Source organism: uncultured Dubosiella sp. (assembly GCF_964018005.1).
Taxonomy (GTDB): Bacteria; Bacillota_I; Bacilli_A; order Erysipelotrichales; family Erysipelotrichaceae; genus Dubosiella; species Dubosiella muris.
The window spans coordinates 92,405-112,077 of record NZ_CAXHOA010000005.1; the positions used below are offsets into that span (position 1 = coordinate 92,405).

The window sequence follows — 19,673 nt, forward strand, 5'->3', positions numbered from 1 at the left end:
GAGGTAAACCCCTATGCAAAGAAACAACGTAAAGCAACGCATTATTGACACTTCTTTTGATCTGTTTCGTGAAAAGGGCTATAAATCCGTCTCGGTAATGGACATTTGCAATGCCTGTGGCATCACGAAACCGACCTTTTACAAGTTCATTGATTCAAAAGACAGTCTTTTGAAGTACTTTTCTTCGACTTTGACTGCGCAAATCCCAGAGGAATGGTTTCATATCGGTTCTTCGACGGATCATCTACAGCAAATTATCGACGTGTTTGATCTTTATTATTTTCATACGGAGAAATTGGGTATCGACTTGTATACCGAGGTCTTCGCCGCCAATTTGAAAGAATATCAAGGCGCATTCAACGATGTGTTCCGGTTCAACGCGTGGATCGAGGATTTGATCCGCCTGGGACAGGAAAGCGGACAAATCAAAAATCCGTCCGATCCGCATCGCCTGATGAGTTCCCTCATCGCCCTTTCGTTTGGCAATGGCGCCTACCGGTGCATGTATGCCGATCCTGACCAAAGTATGAACAATTTGTTTCAAAGTGGGCTCAAAGCCATTCTTTGTGCCGAACCGGAGGAGGTGCGATGAACAAGCAGGAAGACAAAAAAAATCTGATTATCCAAACCGCTTTGGCGATGTTCCTTAAAGAGGGCTACGACCGGGTATCCGTCATGGACATCTGCAAAACTTGCGGGATCACCAAACCGACGTTTTATAAATACGTGACTTCGAAGGAGCAGCTTCTTCGATATTATTTTCGCGGGACCGTGGAGGATTTAAGCGCCTGCATCCGGGCGATGGACCCGACCAACTACTGGGAAATCGTTTGCACCGGATTGACTTTTACGATGCAGAAAAGCGTCCGGCTGGGACCCGGGCTCTATTCCCGCTACTGGATCCTGAATTTCAATGAAAAAAGCGAGGCCCCGCCTTATATGAGCGAAGCCCGCACGATGACGATCGAGGCCATTCAAAAAGGCCAGAAAGCGGGACAAATTAAAAACCCGAGCGATCCGGCGCTTCTTTATTTGACTTGCCGGAACGTCGGTCTTGGCTACGCGTTGAAATGGTGCATGTCCAATGGCGCGTTCGACTTGATCGACCGATGCCGCGCCGATTTCGCGGCGATTTTGCAAGTCGACGACCATCAGCAAAAAAAGACGTTTTGAGACGTCTTTTTATTTTAGGCAGATCGCGCACCCCACGACACCCGGCCCCGTGTGGGTTCCAATGCTTAAAGAAAGCGGGGCGTATCGAACTACGGTTTTCGGAAACGCTTCCTGCAGCATGGCGGTCCATTCGTCGATTTCGGCTTGGCTCAGCCGCGTTCCGGCGGCGCCGACACACAATTCGCTCCAGTCGAACATGGAAAACCTTTCTTCATAGTCTTTTTTTAGCGCTTCGATCATTTTCGTTTTGCAGCGTCGCATGCTGCGCGCCTTGGAAAACGTGTCGAGCTTTTCCCCCTGGATCGTCAAAATCGGCTTGATGCCAAGCACGGAGCCAAGCAAAGCCGCCGCCGGCGTGATCCGGCCGCCTTTTTTTAAATATTCCAGCGTGTTGACCGCCAGATAAATCGACGAATACAATCCATCGTCTTCCAAAATCTTTTTAATTTCTTGCGGATCCACCCCTTCATCGGCCAGCCTTCTCGCTTTGAAAACGGATTCCTGGAGCGGAATGGAAATCCGGTGGTCGTCCACCACCACCACTTTTCCATCGTAATCCTGGGCGAGCATCGTGGCGGTTTGACAGGAATTGCTCAAACCCGAAGTCATTGGAATGTGGATGATGGCGTCATAGCCTTGTTCCAGCAGCGCATCCCAGCGCCGCAGGACATCCCCGGGAGCGGGTTGGGACGTCGTGATTTTTTGTCCGGAAGCCAGCCAGTCGTAAAACGTTTCCTCGTCGATGTCCACGCCTTCATAGCGCGTCTGGTCGTCAATGATGACCGGCATCGGAATGAGCTCGATGCCGTGCTTCTTCGCTTCCTCGCTTGTAAAACCACTGTTCGTATCTGTCACTACTGCGTAACGCATTGTCTATTCCTCTTTTCATTTTCTTTTTTATATGTTACAAAGTGTATCAGTGAACACATTGTTTTTCAATTCGATCCGTGCGAACTGTAACAGAAAGGAAGGATTGTGTAACATGGAAAAAAGAAACCAGCGCAATTTATTTTCCCGGGAATGCATTGTGATGGCGCTTTTGCGACTCATCAAGGAAAAGCCGTTTTCCTCGATTTCGATTTCCGAGCTCACCGCCAAGGCCGGTGTGTCCCGCGTCACGTTTTATCGCAACTACACGAGCAAGGAGGAAGTGCTGACATCGTACATTCACGACATTTTAGGCGACTATGTCCAAACCCACGCCAATGGACAACGGCATGGCGGCACGTTTTACGACCCGCTCCACGTCGCCCACTCTTTGCGTTACTTCGATCAGTACCGCGACTTCATCGACGGCTTGATTCAATGCGGCTTCGGGATTCTCTTTTTAAACGAACTCACCGCGCTGGCCTGGAAAATCTGGAATCCGCAACGCGATCCGCAGCTGCAAATCCAACTGACCGCCTACGTCGGAATGCTGTATAATCTGTACATCGCGTGGAAGGACGGCGGTCGAAAGAAGCCATTGAATGACTTGATCGAGGAAGCGCATGCCATTTGCGAGAAAGCGTTTGGCCATTAATCTCCACCAAAAAAAGACGAATGCTTTTTGATTCGTCTTTTTTTCGTCTTAGTCTTTTTTCGCGTTTGCGATAATGCGCTGCGCGATGTTGTCCGGAACCGGATCGTAGCGGTCCATTTCGATCGTGTACGTTCCCAGACCTTGCGTCATGGAGCGAAGCTCCACGGAGTAGCGCGCCATTTCACCCATTGGCACTTGCGCCTCGATGATCTGGTCGTTTTCATCCGGCGTCATGCCCATGATCGCGCCCCGGCGTTTGTTCAAGTCGCCGATAATCGTGCCGGTGTACTCATCCGGTACCCGGACCGTCACGTTCATAATCGGCTCAAGCAGGATCGGACGGCATTTTTCCATCGCGTCCTTGTACGCCAGCCGTGCCGCCAGCTTGAACGCCATTTCACTGGAATCGACATCGTGGTATTTTCCATCAAGCAACGTCGTTTTCACATTGACCATCTTGTAGTTGGCCAGCGTTCCTTCCGCCGTGCATTCGCGAAGTCCCGTTTCCACAGCCGGGAAGTATTGTTTTGGAACGGCGCCGCCAAACACCTTTTCGGCGAAAACCATTTCCTCCGCGTCCGGATTCGGCGCGAATTCAACGAACACATGTCCGAATTGTCCATGACCGCCGGATTGTTTTTTATGGCGCCCCTCGCCGATCGCGGTTTTCGTGATCGTTTCGCGATATGTGATTTTTGGATCCGACAGCAGGACGTCGGCTTTGAATTTGTTTTTCAGCTTGTTGACAATCACTTCCAGATGCTGATCGCCAATACCATACATGACGGTTTCCTTCGTTTCCTTGTTTTGTACGACTTTGAATGTCGGATCTTCCTCTTGAAGGCGGGCCAGACCATTGCTTAGCTTGTCCTCGTCATTTTTCGTTTTCGGCGTGACGGCCTGCCCGTAAAGCGGCTCGGTAAACGAAATCGGATCCGCGATCAGCAGTTTGCCTTTTTCGCAAAGCGTATCGTTGGTTTGCGTATTTTGCAGCTTGGTCAAGGCACCGATATCGCCCGTGAACAGTTTTCCAGTCGCGGTTTGATGCTTTCCTTTGATAATGAAGATCTGGGCGATTTTTTCCGGTTTGCCGTTGTTCGCGTTCACGACGCTCGAATCCGAAGCCAGCACGCCTGAAAGCACTTTAATGTACGAGATCCGTCCGACAAAAGGATCGACGATCGTCTTGAACACTTGTGCGGTCAGCACTTCCTGCTCGGTCGTCAGCAGCTCGACTTTTACGTCGTTTGGCGTGGTGGCTGTGTAAAGGCCTTTTTCCGAATACGTCGGGAAATACGTCACGATCAAATCCATTAATCGTCCGATTCCGCGCGACTCAATCGCGGAGCCGGAGAAAACCGGAATGATTTCGCCATTGCGAACGCCAATGCGCACGCCGCGCGTCAACTCGGCGTCGGTAAATTCCTCACCGGAGAAAAATTTTTCCATCAGCTCGTCGTCGCCCATCGCGACCGCCTCGGCGATTTGGTCTTTGTACATCGCCACTTCCTCCAGCATGGATTCCGGAACCGGCTGCGCCACGGAATCCGACGCTTTCGGTCCGTGATGATACCACGCTTTGTTTTTTAAAATGTTGACCGTTCCGACATAGACGCCATTTTCAATGATTGGCACCTCGAACGGAATGACGCTCTTTCCAAATTCCTCATGCAGAGCGGAATACGCTTTTTCAAATGACGTGTGTTCCTCATCAAGCTTGTTGATGAAGAAAATCGTCGGCTTCTTGTCCGCGATCGCCTTTTTAAAGGAAATACGCGTGCCTGGCTCCAATGGATTTTTGGCGTCCACGACGATCAGCACGTTGTCGCCGACTTTTTCGCCCGCTTCTTTTTCGCCGATAAAATCCAAATAGCCCGGTGTGTCGATAAAATTGATTTTGCAGCCGTCCCATTCGATCGGAACGATGGACGTGTAGACGGACAAGCCGCGCCGGATCTCTTCGGCGTCAAAGTCGATCAGCGAGCTTCCCTCGCTCGTTTTTCCGAACCGGTCGGTCGCGTCGGTATAATAAAGCATGGCCTCCAAAACCGACGTCTTGCCGGCTCCGCTGTGTCCTACGACACTTACGTTTCTAACTTCAGAACTCAAATAGTCTTTCATGATGGTTTCCTCCTATTTCAAGATCGGCTCAAGTTGAGCTCTGCAATGTTCGCGCACGTAATCGAGCGCCACATTTCCTTGTTTGTCTTCCATATCTTTGTCCGCGCCAAAGGCGAGCAGCTTTTCAACAAGCGACGGGTATCCCCCGTACGCCGCGCGCATCAGCGCCGTGCAGCCGTTGTTGTCGAACAAGTTGACATCCGCGTTGCGCTCGAGCAGCATCGCGATCGTATCCCGTTTGAACGCGATGCACGCCTCCATCAGCGCGCTTCGTCCTGCCTCGTCCTGGGCGTTGATGTCCGCTCCGTAGTCCAGCAGCGTTTCCACGCAGCGATCCTGCCCGAGAAGAGCCGCGCGCATCAGCGCCGTGCGCCCGTTGTCGTCTTTGGCGTTCACGTCCGCGCCGGCATCGAGCAGCGCTTTGCAGATGGTTTTGTTTCCTTTTTTCGCGGCGGCCATAAGCGCGGTCTTTCCTTTATTATCCGAGGCGTTCACGTCCGCGCCATTGTCGATCAGCACCTGCACGACGTCTTTGCGGTCGCGTTTCGCCGAGCGCATGAGCGCCGTTCTGCCGTCGCCGTTTTGGTAGTTGACATCCGCGCCGGTCTTGATTTGCGCGCATACCATCGGGAAATCGCCATTTGCGCAGGCGTCCCAAAATACTTTGTTAAAATTTTGATCCATGATTGTGTTCCTCCCTATACGTTCCAACAAAAAACTGGAATGGTTTGGTCGCATCCCAGTTATGGCCTCAAAAAAGAGGCGGTTTCATTGATTCTCGATGTGTTCGCAACATTGTATTTTGTCATTTTAACCACCTCTTCCTGTTACTGGTTCTATTGTAACCGCTCTCATTCTGGCGTCAAATCAAGAGCGGGAAAGGACATTTTTTTTACCGATTCCACCATATGGCTCGCCAAACTTTTTTTCTGTATAATGAAACCGACTGAAAGTCAAGAAAGAAGGAAAAGATATGATCAAAATCGTTTTTTTCGATATGGACGGCACGCTGCTCGATTACGGCGCCGACATGCCGTCTGCCTCCACCATGCTCGCCTTGCGCGCCTTGCAAGACAAAGGCGTCAAAATCGTCGTAGCCACCGGCCGGCCGCCTTACGCCACGCCCCGCTTCCCCGGTGTGGAATGGGACGCTTCGATTCATTTTAACGGTTCCCTCGCCTTCGTGCACGACACGATCGTCCACGCAACCACGATTTCCCCCGCCGACATTGAAAAGCTGCGCCATTGGAGCCAAAAAAACGGCAAGCCGGTTTTATTCGCCGCCAAACAGGAAATGCGCGCCCCTTTTTTCGATCCGCTCTTGGAAGAGTACATGGCGATCGCCCGCCAGCATTGCGAAGTCATCGAGCCGGAACGTGATTTGGAAACGTTTCTCGACCAGCCGATTTACCAAGGCATGATCGCCATGCCGGTTACGGAAAAAGAAACTCTTCTCGACGGACTAGAAAGCGTTGACATGGTTGGCTGGTACCCAACCGCAAGCGATCTCGTTCCCAAAGGCAGTTCCAAAGGCGCAAGCGTCCAAAAGGTTCTGGCGTATTTCGGGTTTTCCAAAGCCGAGGCGATGGCGTTTGGCGACGGGGACAACGATTTGGAAATGCTGCAAGCCGTCGGTCTTCCGGTTTCCATGGGCAACGCGACCCCGGCTGTCCGGCAGGCGGCTCGCTTTGTGACCCGTTCTGTCAAAGCGGATGGGATCGCCTACGCGCTGCGCCATTTCGAGGTGCTCGCATGATCAAAGTCGCTTTTTTCGATATCGACGGCACGCTGCTGCCCTTTGGCGCTTCCCGCCTTTCAAACGATTGTGCCCGCGCCTTGAACGCGCTGCAAAAAAACGGCGTGAAGCTCGTCATCGCCACCGGCCGGCCGCTTTCCGTCGTTCCCGTATTCGACAATGTCCGATTTGACGGGATTTTATGTTTCAACGGCCAAATGTTTTTCGCCAACGACGAGTGCGTCTTTCAAATTCCGATGGATCCGCAGGAAGTCGAGCAGGTGATCGCCAACGCGCGACAGGCAGGATACGGCGTCTGCCTCGCGACCGAAAACGGCATGGCGATCAATTTCGCCAACGCCAACTTGCGCCGCTACGTCAACAACGATTCCCTCGTCGACTTGGCGCGCTTTGAGCAAATGCGCCAGGAGCGGGTGTATCAAATCCTAGTCGGCATGCACTACGACGACGCGCCGGTTCTTTTACCGGCAACCCGCCAAACAAAAGTGACGTACTGGTGCGACTATGGACTGGACGTCATTCCAAAGGATGGTGGCAAAGACCAGGGACTCCTTCGAGTCGCCCATCATTTTGGCGCCGAGCCTTCGGAGACGATCGCGTTTGGCGACGGCCTCAACGATTTGGATATGCTTCGCAAAGCTGGTATCGGCGTGGCGATGGGCAACGCGATGGAAGGATTGAAAAACGCGGCCGATTTCGTCACGCGAAACGTCGAAGAGGAAGGCGTCGTCTGTGCGCTGCGCCATTTCCATCTCATCTAAAAAAGCTGGGTGCCTCGTTGCGCCCAGCTTTTTCCTATCCTTGCACGTTGTCGTAAATGAAGAAATTCATCCCCTGCTTCATCCCGTTGACGACAACTTCCTTTTGCCGCTGGACGCGCCGCTTCAAGCCCTGGTGCTCGTAAAAGCCGTAATTGCACGACGTGTCCGTAAACAAGTAAAAGTTGTCCACCCCGTTGTACGAAAGATAACGCATCCCTTCCTCGTACAGCCTTTTCCCGATGCCCTGTCCCCGGCACGACTCGCTCAACGCGAACAACGCCAGCTCGCCGGCGTATTTCGTTCCGGCTTCCTTTAACAGCTCCTCGTCCACGCGGCTGACCGAGCCAAAAATGTCCATCACTTTTCTTCCTTCCGCGCTCAGAAGCAGTCGAAGGATCGCCATGGACTGCCGCCAGCGACTTTGAAACGTTGGCCGGTGGCTCGCCGCGTCTTTGACCAAAATCACGCCTTGCACTTCCCCGTCCACGATCGCCACCCGCGAAAACGTGTAGTTCGTCAAACAGCTCGTCAGGAAGACGCGCGCAAGCTGTTTCGCCGTTTTGGGCGAGCATAAATCGTCGTAGTGCCACGTCTTTCGCACAATGTCTTCGAGCGCTTCGAAATCCTGTTCCTTGTATTGTCTAAAATAAACCCCCATCGTTTATCCTCCTTTTCTTGACAAGCCCATCATAAAGGTTACAGTAACTGTAAAGTCAAGAGGAGAAACAGAGATGAACGATAAAAAAATGACGATTTCCCAATTCGCCCGTCTGCACGATGTCAATAAGCGCACATTGCATTACTATGACGAGATCGGCTTGTTTTCGCCCAACGCGAAAAGTGAAAACGGCTACCGTCTGTACGATTTCCGGCAAAATATCGACTTTGAATACATCCAGATGCTCAAAGAGCTGCGCATGCGCATCGACGAGATTCGCGCGTACCAGCGCCATCCCAACGCCGATGCCTTGCTTTCCATCCTCACCCAAAAACAAACCGAGGTGGAAGCGGCCATTCGAAAACTCAAAGAAACGCAAAACGTCCTCGAGTCTTTAAAACGCCGTCTTTCGTTTTGTGATCAGCTTGTCCATTCCACCATCGAGGTCCGAACGCTTCCGGCTATGCGGCTGCGCGTGCTCCCGTTCCACTACGATCAAAACGACATCGAACAAGTGTACGCGCTGGCGAAAGAAAACTGGGGCAGCGCGCAAATCCGCATGGGCATGGGCGAGTACATCCGCGTCGACAAGATCATGGCGCGCGACTGGCAAACCTACGACGGCATTTACTCGATCGCGCTGGACGACGCGCCCGATCATGAGTGCGTGTCCCTTCCTGAGGGCCCTTATGTCTTCGCGTGCCACAAAGGCGACTGGAGCGAGCTGTCCTCGTTTTACGAGCGCATTCTCTCGTTCGTGAAAGCCAACCGCCTCACCCTTGGCACCAACGCGTACGAGTTTGGCTTGAACGAGTTCGCCATCGCTTCCATGGACGAGTATGTGACGTTCCTTTTCATTCCGATCCTCCATGAAAAAAACCACGACTAAGCGTGGTCTTTTTTAGCGTTTCGCGCCGGCTTTGGCTTTTTCACGGCCCCGTTTTGGAAATTTCTTTTCAAATGGAATTTCCTTCGCCTTGCGGGTGCTGTTTTGTTCGATTCCGAACGTCACCTGGCCTTTGGCGGCGTCGACATCGGTGCAAAGCACGTTGATTTTTTGTCCGATTTGGAATACTTTGCCGTTGTTTTCGCCAACAAGCGACATCGTATCCTCGTCGTAGTTATAGTAGTCGTCCATGAGCGTATGCATTGGAACAAGACCTTCGATCGTGTTGTCCAGTTCGACGAAGAAGCCAAAATTCATGACGCTGATAATCGTTCCTAAAAACTTCTGTCCGATTTTGTTTTCCATAAATTGCGCCATCTTGTAGTCGTTGACCGTCCGTTCCGCGTTGACCGCGTCTTTTTCCTTTTCGGAAATATGGGCGGATTGCGTGCGGACTTTCAGCTTGTCCTTCTCGTATTGGCGGGCGTCCTTGTTTTTGTCGAAACAGTAACGGCGCAGCATCCGGTGCACGACTAGATCCGAGTAACGGCGAATCGGCGACGTGAAATGGCAGTACTCGTCGAGCGCCAATCCGAAATGACCGATGCAGTCCGCGTCGTAACGGGCTTTTTGCATCGTGCGCAGCGCGACAAGCGAAAGCACTTCTTGCGCTGTCTCGTCGTCAATCGTTTCCAGGAACCGCTGGATTTCCAACGCGCTGACATCTTTTGGCAAATCAGCCGGCACATTGAACACTTTCGCGATTTGATACAGCGTTTCGACTTTTTCCGGATCTGGTTTTTCGTGAACCCGGAACACGCCCGGGAACTTGTGCTGATTCAAATAGTTGGCCACGCACACGTTGGCGAGCACCATCGCTTCTTCGATCATTTGCTCGGCGTAGCCGCGCTCTTTGACCTGAACGTCGATTGGCTTTCCTTTTTTATTCAAAATAATTTTCGGCTCTTTCGTTGAAAAGTTGATCGAGCCGCGGTTTTTCGTTTGTTTTTGAAGCAGCTTCGTCAGCTGTTCAAAGTTCAGCAGCATTTCTTTGACGTCCGCGTATTCCGCCTGCACTTCCGTGTCCCCTTTCAGCACGCGGTTGACGTTGTTGTAGGTGCACCGTTTGTCGGAATGGATGATGGAAGGCACGATATCGTATTTGACGACTTTTCCGTTGTTGTCGATATCCATCACGCAGGACAAGGTGAGGCGATCCACGTCCGGGTTCAAGGAGCAGATGCCGTTGCTTAGCTCAAATGGAAGCATCGGGACGCAGCGGTCCACGACATATACGCTCGTTCCCCGCAAATACGCCTCCTGATCGAGCGCGCTGTTTTCCTGCACATAATGGGATACATCGGCGATATGGACATACAGACGGTATCCGTCTTTCGTTTTTTCCAGCGAGATTGCGTCGTCGAAGTCTTTCGAATCGTCGCCGTCGATGGTGACGGTCAGCAAATCTCTGAAGTCGGTTCGTCCTTGGCATTCGGATTCCGTCACATGGTCGCTCACTTCTTTGACTTGTTCAATGACGGGTTCCGGGAATTCCTGACGGACTTCGTTTTCATAAAGCAGCGCGGTCACATCGACGCCGGCTTCGTTGGCCGGGCCGATGAGTCGAACGATTTTCACTTCCAGCGGACGCGAGTATTTTTCGATTTCCACGACCGCTTTCACGTTGTTGGACAACGAGAATTGTTTTAGGTTTGTCACTTTAAAGGAGGTATGCAAATCGACATCCGAGCGGAAGCGCCATCCATCCCGGTCCCGATAAAACGTTCCGGTGATGTTTTTCACGCCACGCGAGTAAATGTGAACGACCCGATTGCCTTCTTTTGTCTTGTGGACAAGAACCTCGTCGCGGTCAAACGCATCTTTCGCGTTGGATTTTGGAACGTAAATTTTCCCTTCCGGATTGATGATGGCCAGCTCGAATTTCGAAACGTCTTTGACCCGCCCGATAAAATACTGGTCGTTGTCGATCCAAATATAATGGGTGTGGTCGTTATAAATTTTTCTTTCATCTTCAAGCGTTTGAAGCGTTTCCATCAATTCCTTGATTTGGGCGCTCGTATGCAAATCGAGCGCCTGCTCGATTTGTTGAAGCGTCATCTTTTCATTTTTTTGTAGCAGTGCATTGATTTCCTGACGCATGATGTTCCTCCTTTTCAAAGAAAAAAGGCCTGCCGGCCTTTTGAATTACACAATTTGCAGTGCGATAACAAGTGCGAAAAAGAGGATCCCGCACACGAGTGTGGCGCGGCTGATAACCTTTTCCGGTCCTCGTTCTTTTGTCACGGCGAACAAGTTCAAGTCCCCGCTTCCGGTAAACGCGGAAGAAAGACCATCGGATTTTCCACCTTGAAGCAGTGTCAAAATAATAATAATTCCTGATAAGACCATTAATAGTATGTCTAATGTTTGTTCCATAGTTTTATTCCACTCTTTCCACTAACTTTCTAATTGTATCAGCATTCCTCGTCGTTTTCCAGCCAATTCCAATCAAAATCCATTAAACTTTGACCGACGTGGGTCGGATAAATTCCCAGGCGCTCCACGTCTTCCCGACGATGGACACCCGTTTCGACAAGAAACGTTTCTACACCCGTATTGTACCCCAAAGCAATATCGGTTTCCAAGTTGTCGCCCACAAGGATGATACTTTCCTTGTCCAGTCCGAAATGCTCCAGACATAAATCGAGAATCGGCGCGTACGGCTTGGCGATTTGCGGCGACTTTTGCCCGGTGGCGTATTCAAAAAGCGCGACGACCGAGCCGTTCCCGACCTCGAAGCCGTTTTCCTTGGCCAGGATGCGGTCGGTATTCGTGCCAATCAGTTTCGCTCCGTTCAAAAGATGACCAAGCATTCGCGAGTATCCGGCGTAGTCCATCTCTTTGTTTAATCCGATAAACACGAAATCCGGATCGTGGTCGACGAGTTCAAACCCTTCGTCCAGCAACGCCTCTTTCATGCCGTTTTTTCCAATAAAACAAGCTTTTCGTCCGGTTTCACTTTTTCGCACGTAGCGGGCGCTCGCCATCGCGGAATTGAAAAACTGGCCGGCTTCCACATGCTCATAGCCCATGTCCAGCATGTGCTGGGCGTTTTCCTGGCGCGTGCGCATCGAGTTGTTTGTCAAAAACACATACGGAACATTCCGGGCCGCGCACAGGTCGATAAACGCTTTGGCGCTTTCGATGGGCTGCGTCCCCCGATACATCGTTCCATCCAGGTCCAATACGATTGTCTTCATGTTCACTCTCCCTAAAAAGAAAGTCTAGGCGACTTTCTCGATATCGGCATAGGAAATGTCGGTTGGCGTTTCGCGGTTGGCGAAAATCACGAGAACGGTTGCTTCTTCCTTTTCGTCGTTCATCGCCACGATTTCACCTTCGGAGTCTTCAAAACCACCACGCAAAATACGAACGGTGTCGCCTACCTTGAAGTCGACTTCCCGTTTGTGCTCCAGCTTTCCAAGTCTGGAAAGAACGGAATCAATTTCTTCCTGCGAAACAGGGAACGGCTTGGCGCCCTTTCCGCTGGATCCGATAAATCCGGTCACGCCTGGCGTGTTTCGCACGACGTACCACGCCTCGTCGGTCATGATCATTTGCACGAGCACGTACCCGGAAAACAAGTTGTGAGTCTTTTCCACTTTTTTGTTGTTTTTGTATTCCGTTACTTTTTCCTCGGCGACAACGACTTGAAACAAGGAATCTTCCAGGCCCATTGTTTTAATACGGCGCTCCAGATTTTCCTTTACGCGGTTTTCCTGTCCTGCGTATGTGTTGACGACATACCACTCTTTTTTTAAATTACTATCCATGTTGTTCTGCTCCATTCCTTATATTCATGCAGCCTCGTCTTCAGCCGGCTGCTTCTTGACCGTTTCCATTATATCGTATTCATGGAAAAATCCATATGGATTCCCTTTTTCTTTTCCATTCGAAAAAGAGCGCGGTCGGCGCTCTTTGGTTTAGAGTCCTACGATCCAGCTGACAAGACTGGACGACGCCAGCTCGCAAAGAAAGAAGTACAAGCCAAATAAAACCGTGAACAGGATCACGGAACCGCTTGTTCCCATCAATTCTTTAAACGTAGGCCACTGGACCTTTCTCAATTCGGACCAGACTCCTTTTGGAGAATACGTCCATTCTTTTTTTTCGTTGCTCATGATCTTTCCCTCTATTTCGTTTCGCGGTGCAAAGTGTGCTTCCCGCATTTTGGACAAAACTTTCTCATTTCAAGACGTTGCGTGCTTGTTTTCTTGTTTTTTGAAGTCGAGTAATTTCTCGAAAAGCATTCTGTACAAGTCAAAGTAACCTTTTCAGCCATATAAATCACGCTCCTTACATCATAATAATATACAATGATTATTCATCCACTGTCAATTCCTGGCGACTGAAAGCTTCAAATTTTTCCAGGAGCCGTCGAATGGACTTGATTGAACAACCACAATGACGCGCGATCTCCCGCTGCGAATATCCATCCAAATACATTCGAACCGCCTGCTTTTGAAGCGGCTTCAAATCAATTTTTTCCAAAGCCATCTCCAGGCTGATTTTGCTTGTGATCAGCCTGCCGCTGCTCGCGCTGCGATCCTCGATCAGATCCTGCATGGAAACGCTGGCGTCCTCACCCGGACGCCGGTCCAAATACACGATGTGCTCCTGCGTGAGGAGCGGATCGTTTCGAAACGCCGTCCGGCCCGCGTCAATCAGGCGATTGTGGAGCGCCCGCAAATAAAACGTTAAAAACGACACCTTGTGGTCGTACCGGTATTTTTCCAGACAATCGACCAAAAGCAAATCGGCCATGCTCAAAAACTCCTCCCGGTAAACCGGCTCGGTTTTTTTGTATTCCATCTTTTTTTGGTACACGTTCATCACGCCCGGACGCAACATGGCGATCAATTCAGCCAGCGCTTCCTCGTCTTTTTGGAAATAACGGTAAATCAGCTCGTTGATGTTGTCTTTCAAACGACTACCTCTTGACCGGCTGGCGCTGATTCAAAATTTCGTAGAGGAGCACGGCGCAGGCAACCGAAGCGTTCAGGGAGGAAATCGAGCCAACCATCGGCAGTTTGACCATATAGTCGCATTGCTTTTTGACCAGCGGTGAAATGCCTTTTCCTTCGGACCCGATCACAAGCACGGTCGGGGAGTCGTACATACCTTCGCGATAATCGCGGGCGTTGTCCATATCGGCGCCTGCCACCCAATAACCGGCTTCCTTCATTTGTTTTAATGCCTGGGAGAGGTTGTTGACAATGGCGACCGGGACGGTGTAGGCCGCTCCCGTGCTCGCCTTGATGGCGGTCGGCGTCAGACCAGCGCTGTTGTGTTTGCATAAAATGACGCCATCCACGCCGGTGCAGTCGGCGCTTCGCAAAATCGAGCCTACATTGTGCGGGTCCTGAATGTTGTCAAGCGCCACGTACAATCCCGGACGATCTCCTTTTTTTCGTTGCAGCAGCTCGTCGAGCGTGTAGGTGGGGATGTCTTTTACCTTGGCCGCGATTCCGTTGTGAATGCCCTGGTCTGTCATTTTTTCCAGCTCTTTTCGCGACACGGTCTTGACCGGGCACTTCAGCTGGCGAACCGCCTTCAGCACGCTCTGGTCTTTGATGTTGTTTAAAACGTACACTTCCTGGATTTGTTGAGGATCTTCTTTGATTTGATTAAAAACGTTTTTCCCATATACGATCATTGTATTGTATCTCCTAGTTCTATGATGCGTTTTATGAGCTGGTCCATTCGATCTTCGTGTTTGTACAAATACAAGTATCCGATCACGGCTTCCAGCGCTGTAGAACGCAGATACGTCTTTCCGTCGGCGTTTTTCGCCTTCGAGTGGATCGTGGCGTTCCGTCCGCGTCGAAGGATTTCCTTTTCCTCTTCATTGAAAAAATTCTCTTTCTCCAGCTGGGCCAAAATGGCCGCCTGCCCTTTGGCGCTGTTGATTTTCGCGCTCTTTTTTTGCAGAACGTTGGCTTTGGAAAATCCAAGATCAAGCAAATGACGACGCACCGCCAAGGTCATTACCGCGTCCCCCATCCAGGCAAGACTCGTGGCGTTTTCGGTAACGATTTCCATTAGAGAATCCCTTTTTCCAGCAGCTGGGCCCGGTACAAATCGGCTTGTTCGTAGTTTTTTTCCTGGACGGCTTCTTTCCACGCCCGGTAAACGGCTTTGTCTTCCGCCGTCATGTGCACAAATTCCAGACAGATGCCTAAAACGTCCATCATCTTTTCCAGCGTCGCGGTTTGCGCGGCCAGCGCGGCGCAATCCAGCGGCTTCTGACGCTGGGTCTGATTGATCTTTTTCACGCATTCCAGCACGGCTGTGATTGCATTTGGCGTGTTTAAATCGTCGTTGAGCGCGTCGATAAACGGTTGCCACAGTCCGCTGTCCAGCGTCGCATCGGTTGTGGATTCCTCGTTGACTTGCAGCAGGATCTTGGCCTGCTTGTAAGCCGTGAAAATCTTTTTAAGCTCTTTTTGTGCGCTTTCAAACGCTTTTTCATTCAAATTCAACGGAGCGCGGTACTGGGCGGAAATCATAACCCAGCGAATCACGTTTCCTCCATACAGAGCGATAAGATCTTTTGCCCACCAGACATTGCCGAGCGACTTGCTCATTTTGATTCCGTCGATGTTGATCATTCCGTTGTATACCCACATGTTCGCCAGATGCGTGTGGTGCAGCGACTCGTTTTGCGCGATTTCGTTTTCATGGTGCGGAAATTTTAAATCCAGTCCGCCGCCATGAATGTCGATCAGCGGCTTCTGGAACACATCGTTGATCATGACGACGCATTCCGTATGCCATCCCGGTCTTCCTTTCGACCAAGGCGAGTCCCATTGGATGCCCTTATCCGTTTTTTTCCAAAGGGTGAAATCCAGTGGGTTTTCCTTTTTCTCGTTTTCGTCGATGCGCGCGCCTACCATCAAGTCCTCGACTTTTTGGTGAGAAAGCTCGCCATACTTCTCGTTGGAATCGACGCGGTAATACACATCGCCATCCACTTCATAGGCGGCGCCGGCTTGAACGAGGTTTTGGATAAACGCGATGATTTCGTCCATCGTGTCTGTGACTTTGGGCGCGACATCCGGGCGGTCGGCATGGAGGTCGGCGCGGGTCTGGTCGTACGCCTCGATAAACTTGGCGGTGATTTCTTTTTCGGTCGTGTTGTTTTCAATCGCGGTGTTGATGATCTTGTCGTCGACATCCGTATAGTTCGACACGTAGGTCACGTCCATTCCTTGCGCCTGAAGCGCCTTTTTCAATGTATCGAATACGATGATCGGACGCACATTGCCAATGTGTGGATAGTTGTACACGGTAGGTCCGCATACATACATGGAAACCTTTCCTTCTTCGATTGGCTGAAGCGGTTCGATCGTTTGAGTATAGCTGTTGTAAAGCTTCATCCTTTATTCCCTCTTTCCTGTCCGAGTTCGATTGTTAAATCTTTAAATTGCTGGAGCAGATCTTCGTCGATTCCAGCTTCTTTCATTTGTTGGATATAATTGGCGTCAAGATCGTCCACGTCTTTGGTGATCTCGTCGCGGTCTTCATCGGTTAATCGTTGTTTTAACGGCATAATCTGACCTCACATTCATTCTTTTAGAATACCTTAGTCCCTTTCATTTTTCAAGAATGGTTCCACGGCAAAAAAAAGGCATCGAGAACGATTCGATGCCTTTTAAGCAATCTCCAACCCGGAATTAGTCGCCTAATTCAGAGAAGTATTTGATTGTACGAACCATCTGGCTCGTGTAGGAGTTTTCGTTGTCGTACCAGCTAACGACCTGAACAAGTGTGTTTCCGTCTCCTGTAGGCGTGCACATTGTTTGTGTTGCGTCGAACAGGGATCCGTATTTCATACCGATAACGTCGCTCGAAACGATTTCTTCCGTGTTGTATCCGAAAGATTCAGTTTGTGCAGCGGCCATGGCTTCGTTTACTTGATCAACAGTAACGGCGCCTTCAACTTCTGCAACGAGCAAAGTCGTCGAACCTGTAGGAACAGGAACACGCTGTGCGGAACCGATCAGTTTTCCGTTCAATTCAGGAATAACAAGACCGATCGCTTTGGCAGCACCTGTCGAGTTTGGAACGATGTTTACAGCTGCCGCGCGGCTACGACGTTTGTCGCCTTTTCTCTGAGGACCATCCAAAGTCATCTGGTCGCCAGTGTAAGCGTGAACCGTTGTCATGATTCCGCCTTTGATTGGAGCAAGATCGTTCAATGCTTTTGCCATAGGAGCAAGGCAGTTCGTCGTGCAGCTTGCCGCAGAGATGATCTGATCCGATGGTTTCAATACTTCCTGGTTAACATTGTAAACAACTGTAGGAAGATCGTTTCCGGCTGGAGCCGAAATTACGACTTTACGCGCACCAGCGTCGATATGAGCCTGTGCTTTTGCTTTCGAAGTGTAGAATCCTGTACATTCAAGAACTACGTCTACACCAAGATCTTTCCAAGGCAGTTTGGAAGCGTCTGCTTCTTTGTAGATGGTGATTTTCTTTCCGTCAACTGTAATCGAATCTTCACCAGCCTCTACTGTGTCGGCCAATTTGTAAGTTCCCTGTGTCGAATCGTATTTCAACAAATGGGCCAGCATATCCGGGCTCGTCAAATCGTTGATCGCAACTACTTCATAGTTCGGATCGTCAAACATTTGACGGAACGCCAAACGTCCGATACGTCCAAAACCGTTGATTGCAACTTTTACTGTCATGTCAGTAAATCCTCCTTTTATTTAATTCACTGTAATTATAGAAGTATGTGAATTAATTGTCAATGTTAATCGGGGAATTGAGAGCGTTTTCAAGTTCATATGCAAAGTTTTGACAATAAATGTAAATCATGTAAAATGATTGAAAAAGGAGGAATTTATATGAACACAAATGTCCTGCTCGACCTTCTTGAAAACAACGCGAGACTCACCTCGCGTGATCTGGCGGACATTCTTCTGGAAGAGGAAACCGAAGTCAAAGAAGAAATACAGCGCCTGGAAGACGAAAAGATCATTTGCGGCTACCACACGGTCATCAACTACAACCGGGCTTTGAAAAATGAAAAAGTCATGGCTTTTATCGAAGTGGACTGCGTGCCGCAACGCCATAAAGGATACGACAAAACGGCGATGAAAATCGCCAATTACCCCGAAATCGACACGATGTACTTGTTGTCGGGCGACTGTGACTTCCTCTGCCTGGTGCAAGGTAGAACGATGTTTGAAGTAGCCCGCTTTGTTTCAGACAAAATCGCCTGCGTGGAAGATGTGCGCAGCACGAAAACCTTATTTGTTCTCAAGCAGTACAAAACCAACGGCATCATCATGAAAGACGCCGAAAACGATGAGCCGAACCGATTGGTGGTGACTCCATGATGAAGCCAATCAACCCAACGATCGAAAAGCTGAAGCCGAGTGGAATCCGAAAATTTTTTGATTTGGCCAACACGATGGAAAACGTGATTTCGTTTGGTGTCGGCGAGCCCGATTTCGACACGCCGTGGCACATTTGCGAAAACGCGGTGTATTCCCTTTCCAAAGGCAAAACGCACTATACAGCCAACCGCGGCTTGCTGGAGCTTCGAAAACTGATCGCGGAATTTCACGAAGTGCGCTACAACCAGTTTTACGATCCCGAAAAAGAAATCGTCGTGACTGTTGGCGGATCGGAAGGCATCGACTTGGCGATGCGCACCTTGGTGGAGGAAGGCGATGAAGTCATCGTCATGGATCCAAACTATGTGGCGTATTTACCCGCTGTGGAAATGGCGAAAGCGATCCCGGTCCCGATTACCTTGACAGAGGAAAACGAGTTTAAGCTCAAACCGGAAGCGCTGCTGGCGGCGATTTCCCCTAAAACAAAAGCGATCATCCTCAATTTTCCAAGCAATCCAACCGGAGGGGTCATGACGCGCGAAGACTATGAAAAGCTCGTGCCCATCATTTTGGAAGCCGGAATTTACGTGATTTCCGATGAAATCTACGCGGAGCTTACTTTTGATGGCGAATTCGCGTCGTTGGCGCAGTTCCCTGAAATTCGTGATCAGGTCATTGTCATCAATGGCTTTTCCAAAGCCTTCGCGATGACCGGATGGCGTTTAGGCTACGTTTTGTCGAATCCGTTTTTGAGTTCGCAAATGACAAAGATTCATCAATACATTATCATGTCCGCTCCTACACCGGCGCAATACGCCGCGATCGAAGCGCTTCTTCATGGACTTCCGGATGTGTCTAGCATGAAAGCGGAGTACTTGAACCGGCGTAATTTGCTGGTAAGCCGGCTTAACCGGATGGGCTTAAAAACCAATATGCCGAAAGGGACTTTTTACGTATTTCCTAACATTTCCGGAACCGGACTGGATAGCGAAACGTTTTGTTCCCGTCTTCTCGAAGACCAGCATGTCGCCTGTGTCCCCGGAAACGCATTTGGCGAGCATGGAGAAGGATTCATGCGAATGTCGTATGCATGTTCCCTGGATGACATTAAAGAGGGCTGTGACCGCATTGAGGCCTTCCTGAAGCGCATTTAAAAAAAGAAAACGCAGCGTAAGAAATTTTTGGTTCTTACGCCGCGTTTTTGTTTGCCAAATAAAAAAAAAGAGCCGAGCAACGTCCTATTTTCGCAGGCGTCTTGCCAACTATCTTCGGCGCTCGAGAGCTTGACTTCTGTGTTCGGCATGCTTGACAGGTATTTCCTCTCCGCTCTTGCCACTCGTTCTCTTCTCTTTTCCTGTTCGATCTCTCAAAACCAGAAACACGCCTTCT

24 protein-coding genes and 1 rRNA gene are annotated in these 19,673 nt (G+C 50.3%); 8 read left to right on the forward strand and 17 right to left on the reverse strand.

Annotated elements, in window-relative coordinates; translation table 11 throughout:
• The first annotated feature begins 13 nt into the window (after nucleotides 1-13).
• Entirely contained in the window at nucleotides 14-592 is a 579-nt protein-coding gene (locus ABNS49_RS05010) for a TetR/AcrR family transcriptional regulator (protein WP_348687990.1), read from the forward strand.
• Nucleotides 589-1,173 carry a TetR/AcrR family transcriptional regulator gene (locus ABNS49_RS05015; RefSeq protein ID WP_135980759.1) on the forward strand — a complete coding sequence of 195 codons (585 nt, stop codon included), beginning with the start codon at nucleotides 589-591 and terminating at the stop codon, nucleotides 1,171-1,173. Before ABNS49_RS05010 ends, ABNS49_RS05015 begins: the two co-directional genes overlap by 4 nt.
• Nucleotides 1,174-1,182: 9 nt before the next feature.
• Here ABNS49_RS05015 and ABNS49_RS05020 read toward each other — a convergent pair whose 3' ends face one another.
• Nucleotides 1,183-2,043, reverse strand: coding sequence for a DegV family protein (locus tag ABNS49_RS05020; RefSeq protein ID WP_288343140.1), 861 nt, complete (start codon nucleotides 2,041-2,043; stop codon nucleotides 1,183-1,185).
• 112 nt (nucleotides 2,044-2,155) lie between these two features.
• Here ABNS49_RS05020 and ABNS49_RS05025 point away from each other — a divergent pair, with 112 nt between their 5' ends.
• Nucleotides 2,156-2,695: a TetR/AcrR family transcriptional regulator gene (locus tag ABNS49_RS05025; protein ID WP_288343142.1), complete on the forward strand. Its 540-nt coding sequence runs from the start codon at nucleotides 2,156-2,158 to the stop codon at nucleotides 2,693-2,695.
• Between the two features lie 48 nt (nucleotides 2,696-2,743).
• On the opposite strand, the gene fusA is transcribed toward ABNS49_RS05025, so the two are convergent.
• Entirely contained in the window at nucleotides 2,744-4,816 is a 2,073-nt protein-coding gene (fusA, locus tag ABNS49_RS05030; protein WP_135980756.1) for an elongation factor G, read from the reverse strand.
• Between the two features lie 12 nt (nucleotides 4,817-4,828).
• Entirely contained in the window at nucleotides 4,829-5,500 is a 672-nt protein-coding gene (locus ABNS49_RS05035; RefSeq protein ID WP_135980755.1) for an ankyrin repeat domain-containing protein, read from the reverse strand.
• Nucleotides 5,501-5,789: 289 nt separating this feature from the next.
• Here ABNS49_RS05035 and ABNS49_RS05040 point away from each other — a divergent pair, with 289 nt between their 5' ends.
• Entirely contained in the window at nucleotides 5,790-6,572 is a 783-nt protein-coding gene (locus ABNS49_RS05040; RefSeq protein ID WP_135980754.1) for a Cof-type HAD-IIB family hydrolase, read from the forward strand.
• Nucleotides 6,569-7,333, forward strand: coding sequence for a Cof-type HAD-IIB family hydrolase (locus ABNS49_RS05045; protein ID WP_289108257.1), 765 nt, complete (start codon nucleotides 6,569-6,571; stop codon nucleotides 7,331-7,333). Before ABNS49_RS05040 ends, ABNS49_RS05045 begins: the two co-directional genes overlap by 4 nt.
• Nucleotides 7,334-7,367: 34 nt before the next feature.
• On the opposite strand, the gene ABNS49_RS05050 is transcribed toward ABNS49_RS05045, so the two are convergent.
• On the reverse strand, nucleotides 7,368-7,991 hold the full coding sequence (locus ABNS49_RS05050; RefSeq protein WP_289108258.1) for a GNAT family N-acetyltransferase: 624 nt from the start codon (nucleotides 7,989-7,991) through the stop codon (nucleotides 7,368-7,370).
• A 73-nt stretch (nucleotides 7,992-8,064) separates the two neighbouring features.
• On the opposite strand from ABNS49_RS05050, the gene ABNS49_RS05055 reads away from it, so the two are divergent.
• Entirely contained in the window at nucleotides 8,065-8,880 is an 816-nt protein-coding gene (locus tag ABNS49_RS05055) for a MerR family transcriptional regulator (protein ID WP_289108259.1), read from the forward strand.
• A gap of 12 nt (nucleotides 8,881-8,892) precedes the next feature.
• Here ABNS49_RS05055 and rnr read toward each other — a convergent pair whose 3' ends face one another.
• The 12 genes from rnr to gap all read right to left on the reverse strand — a co-directional run bounded on the left by rnr (nucleotide 8,893) and on the right by gap (nucleotide 17,630).
• Entirely contained in the window at nucleotides 8,893-11,037 is a 2,145-nt protein-coding gene (gene rnr / locus ABNS49_RS05060; protein ID WP_289108260.1) for a ribonuclease R, read from the reverse strand.
• A gap of 45 nt (nucleotides 11,038-11,082) precedes the next feature.
• Nucleotides 11,083-11,313 carry a preprotein translocase subunit SecG gene (gene secG / locus ABNS49_RS05065; RefSeq protein WP_135980749.1) on the reverse strand — a complete coding sequence of 77 codons (231 nt, stop codon included), beginning with the start codon at nucleotides 11,311-11,313 and terminating at the stop codon, nucleotides 11,083-11,085.
• A 38-nt stretch (nucleotides 11,314-11,351) separates the two neighbouring features.
• Entirely contained in the window at nucleotides 11,352-12,137 is a 786-nt protein-coding gene (locus ABNS49_RS05070) for an HAD-IIA family hydrolase (RefSeq protein WP_135980748.1), read from the reverse strand.
• A gap of 24 nt (nucleotides 12,138-12,161) precedes the next feature.
• Nucleotides 12,162-12,710, reverse strand: a complete 549-nt coding sequence (nusG, locus tag ABNS49_RS05075; RefSeq protein ID WP_277820832.1) for a transcription termination/antitermination protein NusG — start codon at nucleotides 12,708-12,710, stop codon at nucleotides 12,162-12,164.
• Between the two features lie 150 nt (nucleotides 12,711-12,860).
• Nucleotides 12,861-13,058: a preprotein translocase subunit SecE gene (gene secE / locus ABNS49_RS05080; RefSeq protein ID WP_135980746.1), complete on the reverse strand. Its 198-nt coding sequence runs from the start codon at nucleotides 13,056-13,058 to the stop codon at nucleotides 12,861-12,863.
• 11 nt (nucleotides 13,059-13,069) lie between these two features.
• Nucleotides 13,070-13,219, reverse strand: coding sequence for a 50S ribosomal protein L33 (gene rpmG, locus ABNS49_RS05085; protein ID WP_135980745.1), 150 nt, complete (start codon nucleotides 13,217-13,219; stop codon nucleotides 13,070-13,072).
• Nucleotides 13,220-13,257: 38 nt separating this feature from the next.
• Complete coding sequence (locus tag ABNS49_RS05090) at nucleotides 13,258-13,863, reverse strand: sigma-70 family RNA polymerase sigma factor (protein WP_135980744.1); 606 nt, start codon at nucleotides 13,861-13,863, stop codon at nucleotides 13,258-13,260.
• Between the two features lie 4 nt (nucleotides 13,864-13,867).
• Nucleotides 13,868-14,593 carry a 23S rRNA (guanosine(2251)-2'-O)-methyltransferase RlmB gene (gene rlmB / locus ABNS49_RS05095; RefSeq protein ID WP_135980743.1) on the reverse strand — a complete coding sequence of 242 codons (726 nt, stop codon included), beginning with the start codon at nucleotides 14,591-14,593 and terminating at the stop codon, nucleotides 13,868-13,870.
• Nucleotides 14,590-14,979 carry a ribonuclease III domain-containing protein gene (locus tag ABNS49_RS05100; protein ID WP_135980742.1) on the reverse strand — a complete coding sequence of 130 codons (390 nt, stop codon included), beginning with the start codon at nucleotides 14,977-14,979 and terminating at the stop codon, nucleotides 14,590-14,592. The genes rlmB and ABNS49_RS05100 overlap by 4 nt, the downstream gene beginning before the upstream one ends.
• On the reverse strand, nucleotides 14,979-16,316 hold the full coding sequence (gene cysS, locus ABNS49_RS05105; protein ID WP_135980741.1) for a cysteine--tRNA ligase: 1,338 nt from the start codon (nucleotides 16,314-16,316) through the stop codon (nucleotides 14,979-14,981). The genes ABNS49_RS05100 and cysS overlap by 1 nt, the downstream gene beginning before the upstream one ends.
• Nucleotides 16,313-16,489: a hypothetical protein gene (locus tag ABNS49_RS05110; protein ID WP_168353619.1), complete on the reverse strand. Its 177-nt coding sequence runs from the start codon at nucleotides 16,487-16,489 to the stop codon at nucleotides 16,313-16,315. The genes cysS and ABNS49_RS05110 overlap by 4 nt, the downstream gene beginning before the upstream one ends.
• 124 nt (nucleotides 16,490-16,613) lie before the next feature.
• Complete coding sequence (gene gap, locus ABNS49_RS05115) at nucleotides 16,614-17,630, reverse strand: type I glyceraldehyde-3-phosphate dehydrogenase (RefSeq protein WP_135980740.1); 1,017 nt, start codon at nucleotides 17,628-17,630, stop codon at nucleotides 16,614-16,616.
• Between the two features lie 159 nt (nucleotides 17,631-17,789).
• Between gap and ABNS49_RS05120 the strand changes: the two genes are divergently transcribed.
• Complete coding sequence (locus ABNS49_RS05120) at nucleotides 17,790-18,284, forward strand: Lrp/AsnC family transcriptional regulator (protein ID WP_135980739.1); 495 nt, start codon at nucleotides 17,790-17,792, stop codon at nucleotides 18,282-18,284.
• Entirely contained in the window at nucleotides 18,284-19,438 is a 1,155-nt protein-coding gene (locus ABNS49_RS05125) for an aminotransferase class I/II-fold pyridoxal phosphate-dependent enzyme (protein ID WP_135980797.1), read from the forward strand. Before ABNS49_RS05120 ends, ABNS49_RS05125 begins: the two co-directional genes overlap by 1 nt.
• A gap of 71 nt (nucleotides 19,439-19,509) precedes the next feature.
• Here the strand turns inward: ABNS49_RS05125 and rrf are convergent.
• Nucleotides 19,510-19,624, reverse strand: a 5S ribosomal RNA gene (gene rrf, locus ABNS49_RS05130).
• Nucleotides 19,625-19,673: the final 49 nt, after the last annotated feature.